This window comes from Pantoea sp. YU22 (genome assembly GCF_003970755.1).
GTDB classification, from domain to species: domain Bacteria; phylum Pseudomonadota; class Gammaproteobacteria; order Enterobacterales; family Enterobacteriaceae; genus Pantoea; species Pantoea piersonii.
The window spans coordinates 127,188-138,895 of sequence record NZ_RYDU01000003.1 but is presented as its reverse complement, the minus strand read 5'-3'; the positions used below and the strand labels follow the sequence as shown (position 1 = coordinate 138,895).

Annotated in this window: 11 protein-coding genes; 4 read left to right on the top strand and 7 right to left on the bottom strand. The window is 58.7% G+C overall.

The features are described 5' to 3' along the window. Positions 1–58: 58 nt before the first annotated feature. The 4 genes from lpxO to EKL29_RS23245 form a co-directional block, all read right to left on the bottom strand. Positions 59–970 (bottom strand): lipid A hydroxylase LpxO, encoded by a 912-nt coding sequence (gene lpxO / locus EKL29_RS07295; RefSeq protein WP_126689237.1) that lies wholly within the window; start codon positions 968–970, stop codon positions 59–61. A 203-nt stretch (positions 971–1,173) separates the two neighbouring features. Continuing rightward, positions 1,174–1,482, bottom strand: coding sequence for a PsiF family protein (locus tag EKL29_RS07290; protein ID WP_120451232.1), 309 nt, complete (start codon positions 1,480–1,482; stop codon positions 1,174–1,176). Between the two features lie 108 nt (positions 1,483–1,590). After that, a complete protein-coding gene (iraP, locus tag EKL29_RS07285; protein WP_120451231.1) occupies positions 1,591–1,845 on the bottom strand; it encodes an anti-adapter protein IraP in 255 nt (84 codons plus the stop codon). A 208-nt stretch (positions 1,846–2,053) separates the two neighbouring features. Beyond that, entirely contained in the window at positions 2,054–2,212 is a 159-nt protein-coding gene (locus EKL29_RS23245; RefSeq protein ID WP_311778981.1) for a hypothetical protein, read from the bottom strand. Positions 2,213–2,476: 264 nt separating this feature from the next. Here EKL29_RS23245 and EKL29_RS07280 point away from each other — a divergent pair, with 264 nt between their 5' ends. Beyond that, entirely contained in the window at positions 2,477–5,602 is a 3,126-nt protein-coding gene (locus EKL29_RS07280; RefSeq protein WP_126689236.1) for a beta-galactosidase, read from the top strand. On the opposite strand, the gene EKL29_RS07275 is transcribed toward EKL29_RS07280, so the two are convergent. Beyond that, on the bottom strand, positions 5,487–6,758 hold the full coding sequence (locus EKL29_RS07275) for a multidrug efflux MFS transporter (protein WP_120451229.1): 1,272 nt from the start codon (positions 6,756–6,758) through the stop codon (positions 5,487–5,489). The genes EKL29_RS07280 and EKL29_RS07275 overlap by 116 nt on opposite strands. Positions 6,759–6,826: 68 nt before the next feature. Here EKL29_RS07275 and EKL29_RS07270 point away from each other — a divergent pair, with 68 nt between their 5' ends. Next, entirely contained in the window at positions 6,827–7,072 is a 246-nt protein-coding gene (locus tag EKL29_RS07270) for a hypothetical protein (protein ID WP_126689235.1), read from the top strand. 109 nt (positions 7,073–7,181) lie between these two features. Then, entirely contained in the window at positions 7,182–7,430 is a 249-nt protein-coding gene (locus EKL29_RS07265; protein WP_120451228.1) for a biofilm development regulator YmgB/AriR family protein, read from the top strand. 144 nt (positions 7,431–7,574) lie between these two features. On the opposite strand, the gene EKL29_RS07260 is transcribed toward EKL29_RS07265, so the two are convergent. Both EKL29_RS07260 and EKL29_RS07255 read right to left on the bottom strand, forming a co-directional pair. Continuing rightward, a complete protein-coding gene (locus EKL29_RS07260) occupies positions 7,575–7,871 on the bottom strand; it encodes an I78 family peptidase inhibitor (protein WP_120451227.1) in 297 nt (98 codons plus the stop codon). 264 nt (positions 7,872–8,135) lie between these two features. After that, on the bottom strand, positions 8,136–10,739 hold the full coding sequence (locus EKL29_RS07255; protein WP_126689234.1) for an EAL domain-containing protein: 2,604 nt from the start codon (positions 10,737–10,739) through the stop codon (positions 8,136–8,138). 216 nt (positions 10,740–10,955) lie between these two features. On the opposite strand from EKL29_RS07255, the gene EKL29_RS07250 reads away from it, so the two are divergent. Further along, positions 10,956–11,603, top strand: a complete 648-nt coding sequence (locus EKL29_RS07250; RefSeq protein ID WP_120451225.1) for a CPBP family intramembrane glutamic endopeptidase — start codon at positions 10,956–10,958, stop codon at positions 11,601–11,603. Positions 11,604–11,708 lie beyond the last annotated feature (105 nt).

Here is an 11,708-nt window from a genome sequence, read left to right as displayed (position 1 = left end):
AAAAAAGCGGTTAACTCCTTGTTAAACCGCCTGTTTAAAGTTTTAGCAAGTGTGAATATTAAAAGAAGAGGCTGGGGATGATAATCAGGGCGAATATCGCGGCGATCAGGCTGTGTTTGACCCAGTAGTAGAATTTACGGTTGCGCTTCTTCAGATTCTGGCCCGCATCGCGCAGCGCATAGACATATTTAAAAATGCGATTGATAAAGCCGGTGCGGTCGTTTTCATCATTGGGCGAGGCGGCTGCTGACATCAGCGAGCTGCCGACCCAGTGATTCACCGCCTGCGCCCAGCGCCACTTCATTGGCCGCTCGATATCGCAAAACAGGATAATGCGCGTTTGCTCGCTTTCGTTTTGCGCCCAGTGCACATAGGTTTCGTCAAAAATCACCGCCTCGCCGTCGCGCCAGCTATGGCGCTGACCATCGACCTCAATAAAGCAGCGATCGTCGTTCGGCGTTTGCAGACCGAGATGGTAGCGCACCGATCCGGCATAGGGATCACGATGTTTGCCCAGATGGCTGCCCGCCGGCAGTTCGGCGAACATAGCCGCCTTCACGGAAGGAATACGACTGACCAGTTCGGTAGTGACCGGACAGAGTTCGCGCGCCGAAGGATGCGCATCGCTGTACCATTTCAGATAAAAGCGCTTCCAGCCGCGTTTAAAAAAGGTATTAAAACCAGCGTCGTTGTTTGTCTGCGCCGCCTTGATATGATCCTGCAGGCGCAACGCCTCTTCACGGATTACCTGCCAGTTTTCGGTGAGCTGACGCAGTTCGGGAAAATCGTCTACTGGAAAATAGGGCTGTTTTGCCGGCAGCGTTGAAAAGCCGGTCATAAACATATTAATCGGCGCCATAAACGTAGAGTGATCGAAAAGCTGGCGCGATAACTTCTGTTTTTCCACACCGCGGGAATGGGCATAAAAAACGCTAAGCAGAAAAACGCCAATAATAATAGCCGCGACCATACAACGGGTTCCTTATGTTGCACTTTTGAAGGTTTCGATTGCGCTAAACGCAATGAAATAGCGAGGAAATAATATTTAGATAAATTTTTATTTAGCGGTTTTGCAACGCGTGCGGCGAGCTGCGCCTTTATTAAACGCAGGTTAAACGGTCTGTGCGGAGAAGCGATCACGGCCGCGGCGCGGCCGTGTAAAACAGAGGAGGATCAGGCTTTTTTCAGGCAGCTGCTCATAAAGGTTTTACGGGCGTCGCCGCTGAGCTTTTTATCGCCCGCTTCGGTATTACAGCTTTTCATTTTCATCTGCTGCGGCGACATGCCGGACATTTTGCTCTCTTTTTTCAGACACTCGCTCATAAAAGATTTACGCGCGTCGCCCTTCAGGTTTTGTGAACTGGCGTGCTGATTGCACTGCGTCATTTTTTGCTGCTGCGCCGTTTTTTCGGCGGCATGGGCCGCGCCAAAGCCGCTGGTCAGCAAACCTGCCATCACTACTGCCGCTAAATGCAACTTCATGGTTGAGACTCCACAATGAACAATCCGTTAATTCTGGCACGAGGGAAACAGCGCGATGAAACTTTGCGCGATTTTGCAACCCCGATCGCACAGCCGCGTTATTCTCTCTCAGACGCGAGGATGGTTAAGTAATTTGTCCAGGTAGTTACGCAACAAAAGCGCATCTTCACTACTGGTGTCGGCATTCGCATTCTGCATTGCGTTGTCGATGCCTGCGGCGATAGCGTGTTGCTGTTCCGGCTCAAGCTTACGTAGCATTGCCGTAACGATAATCTCCAGTGCCTCGACCTGAGCCACCAGTTCCTTAGACTCCGCTTCTTTCGCCGCCAGTTTTACCAGTAATTCAGCGATAAGGTTCTTCATGCCCTTGTCTCACAGGTTAATAAAAGCAGACGTTATCACTCGCCAAAATAAAAACATAGCGCTTTTAGCCGATTTTCCTTGGCTGCTTATCATCACTTTTATCAAAACAGGGGCTAAACGAATTTCAGGAAGCGGGCGAAACGTTTTACGGTTAATTAAGCGAGACGTAAATCGTTTCAGCCCAAAATAAAGCGGATGCTATGTGGGATTAACGCGGACCAGCAAAACCGTGACCTGGACCGCCCCAACCGCCACCACCACCGCCGCCGCCAGGGCCACCGCCGCCGCCGCCCGGAGGCGGGAAAAGACAACCGCTAAGCGCGGTGACCAGCGCCACGACCGCGGCAATTTTAACAATACGTACCATAACAACCTCAGGGTAGATGAAAACGGGCTGAGTGTATGAGTGCCCAGACAGGGCGACAAGAGAGAATACTCTTACTCAGAGCGGTATTAACCATTGCATACCAGGCTTAACAATTTGCTGGCACGAAAGTGACATAAAAATCGTATCCGGCCCGTTTCTGGCGCAGAGTGGGATAAAAAATTCAGCACAGTATTCAACCGACACGCTTTACAGCGAGCGGGAAAACCCTCATTGTGAGCGCAATACATTTTTGAGGATCCTGTCATGTCTGCTTCGCCGATTTCGCTGAGTGATATCCTGGCCCGTCGCGACTGGGAAAACCCGGTCGTTACGAGTCTTAAGCGCCTCGACGCTCATCCGCCTTTCGCCAGCTGGCGCAGTGAAACGGCGGCGCGCGATGAACGGCCATCACCCGCACTGCGCAGCCTGAACGGCCAGTGGGGCTTCAGCTATTTCAGCTGCCCTGAAGCGGTGCCGCACAGCTGGCTGCTGCAGGATCTGCCTGATGCCGTTTCCCTTCCGGTGCCCGCGAACTGGCAGATGCACGGTTATGACGCGCCTGTTTACACCAACGTCCAGTACCCGATCCCGATGACTCCGCCCTTCGTGCCGCGCGAGAACCCGACAGGATGTTACTCGCTCACATTCACTGTTGACGAGAGCTGGCCTGAGGCGGGGCAAACGCGCATTATTTTTGATGGCGTCAGCTCCGCTTTTTATCTCTGGTGCAACGGTCAGTGGATAGGCTATTCGCAGGACAGCCGTCTGCCTGCTGAATTTGACCTCAGCGCGGCGCTGGTGCGCGGCGTTAACCGCATTGCGGTGATGGTGCTGCGCTGGAGTGACGGCACCTGGCTGGAAGATCAGGATATGTGGCGCATGAGCGGCATCTTCCGCGACGTCTCGCTGCTGCATAAACCGGAAACGCATCTTGCTGACATTCAGCTGGAGACGCTGCTCAGCCCGGAGTACCGCAGCGCTGACCTGCTGGCGCGCGTGCGCGTCACCGCAGAGGATGCGGCCCTGCGTTTACGGCTGACGCTGTGGCGGGATGGCGCGCAGGTGGGCGTTGTCGAGCAGCCGCTTGGCAGCGCCATAATTGACGAACGTGGCCACTATGGCGATCGCGCCGAACTGCGGCTGCACGTTGACGCGCCCGCGCTGTGGAGCGCCGAAATCCCGACCCTCTATCGCGCCACGCTGGCGCTGCTCGATGCGCAAGGCGAGGTGGTGGAGGTCGAGGCGTATGATGTCGGCTTCCGCCGCGTCGCCATCGAAAATGGTCTGCTCTGCCTGAACGGGCAGCCGCTGCTGATACGCGGCGTAAACCGCCACGAGCATCATCCAGAGAAAGGCCAGGTTGTGGATGAGGCGCTGATGCGGCGCGACATCGAACTGATGAAGCAGCATAACTTTAACGCGGTGCGCTGCTCGCACTATCCTGACCATCCCCTCTGGTATCGCCTGTGCGACCGCTACGGCCTTTATGTGGTCGATGAAGCCAATATTGAAACCCACGGCATGCAGCCAATGAGCCGTCTGGCGGACGATCCGCGCTGGTTCGCCGCCTTTAGCGAGCGCGTGACGCGTATGGTGCAGCGCGATCGCAATCACTGCAGCATTATCATCTGGTCGCTGGGCAATGAGTCGGGACACGGCAGCACGCACGATGCGCTCTATCGCTGGGTGAAAAGCGCCGATCCGACTCGCCCCGTGCAGTATGAAGGCGGGGGCGCTAACAGTGCGGCGACCGATATTCTTTGTCCGATGTATGCCCGCGTCGATGAAGATCAGCCCTTCCCTGCTGTACCGAAATGGTCGCTGAAGAAGTGGATCGGCCTGCCGGGCGAAAACCGGCCGCTGATCCTGTGCGAATACGCGCACGCTATGGGTAACAGCCTGGGCGGCTTTGCAAAATACTGGCAGGCGTTTCACCAGTTTCCACGCCTGCAGGGCGGCTTCGTCTGGGACTGGGTCGATCAGAGCCTGACGCGCTATGACGAAAACGGGCAGCCCTGGCAGGCCTACGGCGGTGATTTCGGCGACAAACCCAACGACCGACAATTTTGCATGAACGGCCTGGTGTTTGCTGATCGCACGCCGCATCCGGCGCTGTTTGAAGCGCAGCGCGCGCAGCAGTTCTACCAGTTTGCGCCCGACGCCAACGATCCCTGGCACTTTACCGTCAGCAGCGACTACCTGTTTCGCCGCAGCGATAACGAACTGCTGCGCTGGCGCATCGAGCAGCAGGGTGAAGTAGTGGCGCAGGGCGAAGTGACGCTGGATATTCCGCCGCAGGGCGCGCAGCGTATTAGCGTCCCGCCAGCGGAAAACCTGACGGGCGAGTGCTGGCTGAATGTTGCCGTGCATCAGCGTGCAGCGACGCCCTGGTCTGAAGCTGACTGGCGCGTCGCCTGGCACCAGTGGCCGCTGCCCGCCGCGCTGGCGCTGCCGCCGCAGCCAGCAGCAGGCGAGCCGCCGACGCTGAATGTCGATGAGGCCACTATCGCCGTGGCGCATCGCGGCCAGCGCTGGCACTTTAGCCGCCGCAGCGGCGAGCTGACGCAGTGGCTTATCGACGAACAGGCGATGCTGTTGTCGCCCTTACAGGACTGCTTTATCCGCGCGCCGCTGGACAACGACATCGGCACCAGCGAAGCGGAACGCATCGATCCCAACGCCTGGTCGGAGCGCTGGAAAGCGGCCGGTTACAACGCTATGACGAGTCGCGTGGAGCAAACAGAAACCGAGAGTCTGTCGGACGCCGTGCAGATTAGCGTGCTGCACGGCTGGTATGCACAAGGCAGGCTGGCGTTTCTCAGCCGTAAACGCTACCGGTTCGACGCGCAGGGCGAAATGAGCCTGGAGGTTGAGGTGGAGCAGGCGTCCAGCCTGCCCGCACCAGCGCGCATCGGCCTGCGCTGTCAGCTCGCCGCCGCCCCGCAGCAGGTCGCCTGGCTGGGGCTGGGCCCGCATGAAAACTATCCGGATCGCCAGCTGGCGGCGCAGTTCTCCCGCTGGCAGCTGCCGCTCGAGGCGCTGTATACGCCTTACGTTTTCCCGAGCGAAAACGGACTGCGCGGCGGAACGCGCCAGCTTGATGGGGAACAATGGCGCGTCAGCGGCGAGTTCAGCTTTTCGCTAAGCCGCTACAGCCTTGAACAGCTGCGCGACGTTTCGCATCGCCACCTGCTGCGCGCGGAGCCAGGATGCTGGCTCCATCTTGACGCCGCGCATATGGGCGTGGGCGGCGACGATTCATGGAGTCCGAGCGTCAGCGCCGAGTTTCTGTTGACTCAGCGCCGCTGGCGCTATGCGCTGCGCTTTTCTCCTTCGGCTCCAGCACCGTGCGCGGACGACGATAGAAACGCTTCAGCAGCACCACGTTAAGCAGCACCACCAGCGCGGTGGCGAAGAAGACCCAGCGGTAGCCAGTCAGCGCCGAGACCGCCGCGCCGAGCAGCGGGCCAGCGACGTTGCCAAGATACATAAATGACTGGTTGTAGCCGAAGATACGGCCGGTAATGTTGTCGCGCGAATGGCGCACCAGCAGCGTTTGCACCGCGGGCATCATCGCCCCGTCGGCGAAGCCGAGCAGAAAGCGCAATACGCCAAGCTGGGTGGCGCTGGTAACGAAAGACATGGCGATTAACAGCAGCAACGACACCACCATGGTCGCCAGCAGAATACGCTGGGTGCCGATGCGATCCCCTAACCTGCCGAGGCGCGGTGCCGCAATCAGCGCCGAGATGCCCGGCAGCGCGGCGATAACGCCGCTGAGGAAAGCGATATTCTCCGCCGTCGGCGCCAGCTCACGCACAAACAGCGTCAGGATTGGGTTTACCGAGCCGTTACACATCTGGATCACCATGGTGGTGACAAACAGGCAGAGCATCAGCCTGGGATTATCGAGCGAGGCGAATACCTCGCGCCCGCTCAGCTTATCCTGCTTGCTGACCGGCTTGTAGCCGGTCTCCTTAATCAGAAACAGCGTTACCAGAAAGCTGATCAGCAGCAGCGCGGCGGTAACGATAAACACCATGCGCAGTCCGACCCAGTCAGCGAGCAGCCCGCCAAGCATCGGGCCGAGGATCACGCCGCCTATCTGGCCGGTTGAGACGCAGCTCAGCGCCCAGCCGCTGCGCTCGCGTGGCACCTGCGCCGCCACCAGCGCCATAGCGTTGGGGATATAGCCCGAGGTCAACCCCATCAGCGCGCGCAGCAGCAGCAGTTGCCAGGCCTGGGTGACAAATGCCTGCATCAGGATCACCACGCCCATACCAAACGCCGCACGCAGCAGCATCAGCTTGCGCCCTTTTCGATCGGCGAGGCTGCCCCACAGCGGCGCGACGGCGGCCGAGACGATAAAGGTAATGCTGAAGGTCAGTCCCGACCAGAGGCTAAGCGCATCGCCGCCGTTAATGCCGAGCTGTTCGATATAGAGCGGCAGAAAAGGAATGATCTGACTGATGGCCAGGCCGGTAAAAAAACAGCCGAACCAGACTGAGATAAGATTTATTTTCCAGGATTCAATTGTGGACGGCATGAGCAAAGAGGCGGTAACAGAGGGAAGCGCCAGTCTAGCAACGCCTCATAATCCCTGAGCGACAAAACATGGCACCTAATGAAAAACGCCGTTTTTCGCTGCCCGTCGCCCTTTTTATTCTCTTATATAAACCATTAACGCTTTTTAGCAGCGATTCCGTTCGCTTAGCAGCGCGTCTGCGCTCGGGATCCCACGGAGTGTCAGGAGAAATGAAAAAATATGTCAGCCTGTTACTGACAAGCGCTGGCGTCAGTTGTATGTTTAAAAAAACGCCAGTTTCCACTGGCGTCGGCGTGGCGTCCTGGCCACGCTAACGCCTCCGCCAGATCCCGTCGCGGCAGGTCCACAGTTAAAAATCACGTTGACTATCACGCTGCGCTCGCAGGCCGTGACAGACGCGCCGTCGCCTTAGCGGAGGTGAATATGAGAGCTCAAAACAGTGCCAGCCGTGCAATTGTGGACTATTTCAATAGCCCCGCATGGAACGCTCCGCAGGCGTCTGAGCTGCTGGCGGTGATCCTGCGAGAATTAATGGAAGCTGGCCAGCCCGCAACCAATAAAGCCGTGATTGCGCGCGTCATTCAGCGACTGGAGGTGGAAGGCGATGCGCGTCGTCTGGAAACCTATCGTCAGTTACTGGCGCAGTTAATGGAAACCGATTCGCAGGATTAGGCTAAAAAAATTCCCGCCGAGGCGGGAATAAACAAGACGAGCATTGCATATTGAGAGTGACGAGGAAATCTCTGTTATCCGCGATCTATCCTCGTCCCCCTTGATGACCAGCGCATGACAATGCCACGCTTTTTTTATGACGCGTCAGCCGCAGTAAACCTGGCTGATGGTGCCGCTCTTGTCCGCCAGGAAGTTCAGGCGATGCAGATTGAAGTCCATCGTGACCGCGCTGTTCCACGGAATGGCGCGCACCGGCGTGTCAAAACGCAGGCTGTTGACGGCACTGAGCGGTTTTCCTCTGTAGTTCTGATACTGCGAGGCGCCACAGGTGTCGCTTTCAGCGTCCGCGCCTGATGCGGTTTGGTCGGGTTTGCTGCCCGACTGGCAGGCGGTCAGGGCGAGCATTCCCAGCGCCAGCAGCGCTTTTCCATAATATTTCACGTTTTCTCCTCATCAACGGGGTGAACCGGCCCCGGATCCTAGCAAAGCATCGCGTCAGGCTTAACCCTTTACCCGATAAAAGATGCCGCGGGCAGGCCATATGCAGCGATTCCCGCTACTTTTTTCAGATAAATCGCACTTACTGACCAAAACAGGCGGGTCGGATCGCTAGAATTATTAAGACTTATCTGAGGAGGATCCTATGGAACTGGCAATTTTTGTGGGCTTTGCCGTTCTGATGACCGCCGTGGCGGTTAAAGTACGTTAAGCCCGAACCGATGTAGTCGCAGATGTGTTGTCCAGAAGCGCAGTAAAGTCCGTCAGCGGCATCGGCCGCCCCAGAAAGTAGCCCTGCCCCTCTTCGCAGGCGAGCTGCTTCAAGCGGTCAAGCTGCGCTTCTGTCTCGATCCCTTCTGCCGTAATCGTCAGCGCAAAAGCGTGCGCCAGCGCAATAATGCCCGCCACCACCGATTCCGCCTGCTGCGACTCCGGAAAATCCTTCATCCAGGAACGATCGATCTTCAGCCCGTTAAAAGGAAACGTCTTCAGATAGCCCAGCGCCGCATAGCCGGTGCCGAAATCATCGACCGTCAACCGCACGCCCAGCGCGCGCAGCCCTTTCATCACCTCCAGCGCCTGCTGCGGATGTTCGAACGTGACGTTTTCCGTAATCTCCAGCTCCAGCCGCGTCGCGGGCAGCCCGCTGTTGGCCAGCGCGCGCGCAACACGCTGCACTAAATCGTTGGTGCGGAACTCTACCGGCGAGATATTGACCGATACATAGCGATCCGCGCCCCAGGCGCTGGCGTCCTGACAGGCGCGCGCCAGCACCCAGTCGCTGATGGCGACGATCAGACCATTCTCCTCCGCCAGCGGGATAAAGCGATCGGGCGTAATCGGCTGGCTGCCTGCAGGCTGCCAGCGGATCAGCGCTTCCGCCCCCGCCAGCCTGTCGCTTTGCAACTGATAGCGCGGCTGATAGTGCAGGCAAAACTCCTCGTTGTGCAGCGCCTGTTCAATACGTTGCGCCATATCGCGCTTATGGTCGCGCTGGCTGGCCATGTTATTGGCGTACCAGACCCAGCAGTTGCGCCCCGCCGCGCGCGCTTCGTTAAGGGCGATATCCGACATGCGCAGCAGCGCTTCAGGATGGCTGGCGTCCTGCGGCGCACAGGCGATGCCGATGCTGGCAGTCAGGTAGTGCGCATGCTGGCCGGTATAGATCGGCTGCTGCACTTCCTGCAGCAGACGGGCGCAGCGGTGTTCCACAATCTCCGCGTCGCCTTCGTGCAGCACCAGCACAAACTCATCGCCACCCAGCCGCGCCGCCAGTTCGTGAGGACCAACGCCGCGCTGCAATCGCTGCGCCATCTGATTCAGCACCTGATCGCCTGCCGTGTGGCCCCAGTTATCGTTCAGCGGCTTGAACTGATCGAGATCGAGGCTGACGATCGCCAGCGGCGAAGCCAGATGAGGCGGTTCCAGATGGCGCGTCAGGAACTCCTGCAGCTGAATGCGGTTGGAGAGCCCGGTCAGCGCATCATGGCGTGAAAGAAACTGGATGCGCGCCTCCGCTTCCATCCCCTGAGTAATATCCGATACGGTGCCGCGAAACCCTGCGCGACGGCCGTTGTGCCAGATGGTTTTCGCCACCAGATGGCCGATGCGGCGCTCCCCCTGCGCGCTCATAAACTGACAGCGCAGCGGCGCAGAGGGGCTGCTCTCCTCCTGACGCATCAGCCAGGCCACCAGCGAATGACTGGAGTGCGTCAACAGACGATCGATATGCTCGCCCGTCCAGTCGGCGATCTGATGGCCGGTCAGGCGATGAAAGCGCGAGGAGAGATAGATGAGCCGCCCCTGCTCATCGGTTTCCCAGATCCAGTCCGAGGCGGCCTCAGCCAGATCGCGAAAGCGCGCCTCGCTGTGCGCCAGCTCCTGCTGGCTAATCGTCAGCATGGCGAAGCGCCGATCGGAGAGAATGGCGTGATGCAGCGCGTGGCGGCTGACGCGGCGCGTAATCCAGCCGGTGACCAGCGCCATCGCCGCCAGGATCGGCAGCAGCAGCATAAGCAGGCGCGTGCCGGGCATTTTCGGCTGCCAGCGCAGTACCACTGCTTTGCCGTCCATCGCCTCCAGCGTCATGGACGGCAGCCGCTGCTCGTCGCTGCCGTCCGCGGTTCCACGCGGCGCCCAGACGTCGAGCATCTTGCCCAGCGACTCCAGTTTGGCGGGCGTAAACAGGTTAACGAAGATCATTACCGATGGCGCTCCCGACTGGCCAGACAACCTTGTCGCTTTTCCCATCGTGATGGGCGCCGCCACGATAATGGCTGGCTGTTGTTCAATCACGGCGTTGCGTGCCAGCGCGGCGTTATCCAGCCTGCGCGCATCGCGCAGCAGCGAGGCGCTCTGCGCACCAAGCCAGGCTTCCAGCGGCAAATCAGTCAGTTTTCCGTTAATGACGGCATAGCGCGTGTGGCCAGCGTTATCCACCACAAAGACGCCTTCGTAGTGATATTCGTTATAGAGATCCGGCCCGAGATTCTCTTCATCCCAGGCCCAGCGTTTATTTATCGTCGCGTGCAGGTTATGCCAGGCTTCGCCCCAGAACGCATAGTCGCGCACGTCTGTCAGCATCGTCTCCTGGCGGGCCTCCCACGCCTGGTGCAGCCGCTGACGATCGTGGGCGGTGGCGTCGCGGTTCTGCCGCTGGGCGATGACGAGCACCATCAGCACGGCGAGCAGCAGCACGCCCGAGAGCAGCAGCGAAAAGATGCGCAGGCTGCGGCGCGTGCTGCGCAGGGTGCGATCTTCAGCCGCCAGCGCAAAAAGGCGCGACGGCGATTCCGGTGGAACAAAAGTCATCAGGAGCGCTCACAACAAAGCGGTAATATGCGTTCGGGCGGCAGAGCGTCTACGGCTGACGCTGTGGAGCCGAACAGGTTTAAGCGTTATCGGCGCGCAGCGCCGCGGTTTTAGCCTGAGGGCGGAATTTACTGTGGTGAGTTTGTAGACGCGCCTCCCTCGACAGGGATCGGGCGCGTTGCTACTATGCGCTTTCCTTCAATGGCTGGGTCGCCTATGAACACCAATCCCGACAGAGTGACGTTGACGCTGTTCTATGTCGGCAGCTTTGTGGTCTATTACCTCGTGACGATGCTGATTACGCTGTTTCCTAATTACGGCGTGCTGCGTAACGACGGTCTGCTGGTGCCGGTGCTCTGCCTGTTTGAATTCGCTGTGATCTATCCGCTTTACCGTTTTTATTGCCAGCGCCGCAGCGATCTGCCGCTGGGCGAGTTGCGCGTTCGTCAGACGCTGCTCTTTATTTTCGCGCTGTTTGTGCTGATGGCGGCGCAGACGCAATTTTTGCAGCCGGAAGGCTGGCTGGTGGAGCAGGCGCAGCAGGGACGCAATTCAATGCTGATCCTGCTGCTGACCGCCGTGCTGCTGGCGCCGGTATTTGAAGAGGTGCTGTTTCGCGGTTTTCTGCTGCAGGCGTTTCTGCTGTGGGCGCCGCGCAGCCGCTTCGCCTGTATGCTGCTGACCTCGCTGCTGTTTGCGGCGATGCATACGCAGTATGTGCACTGGGAAACGCTGGTGGCGCTGACGCTCTTTTCGCTGCTGCTCTGCTATGCCCGCCTGCGCAGCAACAGCCTGGCCTTGCCGATTTTTCTGCATACCTTCAATAACCTTATCGCCCTGCTGCCCGCCTGGTTTTTATCCTGAGGCGCAAAACCGCTCAGGCGGATAATGCCGTGCCGACACGTTTGTCTATACTGGATCGTAAAAAAGGAATCTAAGCATCACAGTCCGTACCAATGAGACCGTGTA

Coding starts and splice junctions, on each gene's coding strand:
- EKL29_RS07265 (WP_120451228.1), top strand. CDS start 7,182: ATGAGAGCTCAAAACAGTGCCAGCCGTGCAATTGTGGACTATTTCAAT.
- lpxO (WP_126689237.1), bottom strand. CDS start 970: ATGGTCGCGGCTATTATTATTGGCGTTTTTCTGCTTAGCGTTTTTTAT.
- iraP (WP_120451231.1), bottom strand. CDS start 1,845: ATGAAGAACCTTATCGCTGAATTACTGGTAAAACTGGCGGCGAAAGAA.
- EKL29_RS07280 (WP_126689236.1), top strand. CDS start 2,477: ATGTCTGCTTCGCCGATTTCGCTGAGTGATATCCTGGCCCGTCGCGAC.
- EKL29_RS23245 (WP_311778981.1), bottom strand. CDS start 2,212: ATGGTACGTATTGTTAAAATTGCCGCGGTCGTGGCGCTGGTCACCGCG.
- EKL29_RS07270 (WP_126689235.1), top strand. CDS start 6,827: ATGGCACCTAATGAAAAACGCCGTTTTTCGCTGCCCGTCGCCCTTTTT.
- EKL29_RS07255 (WP_126689234.1), bottom strand. CDS start 10,739: ATGACTTTTGTTCCACCGGAATCGCCGTCGCGCCTTTTTGCGCTGGCG.
- EKL29_RS07250 (WP_120451225.1), top strand. CDS start 10,956: ATGAACACCAATCCCGACAGAGTGACGTTGACGCTGTTCTATGTCGGC.
- EKL29_RS07290 (WP_120451232.1), bottom strand. CDS start 1,482: ATGAAGTTGCATTTAGCGGCAGTAGTGATGGCAGGTTTGCTGACCAGC.
- EKL29_RS07275 (WP_120451229.1), bottom strand. CDS start 6,758: ATGCCGTCCACAATTGAATCCTGGAAAATAAATCTTATCTCAGTCTGG.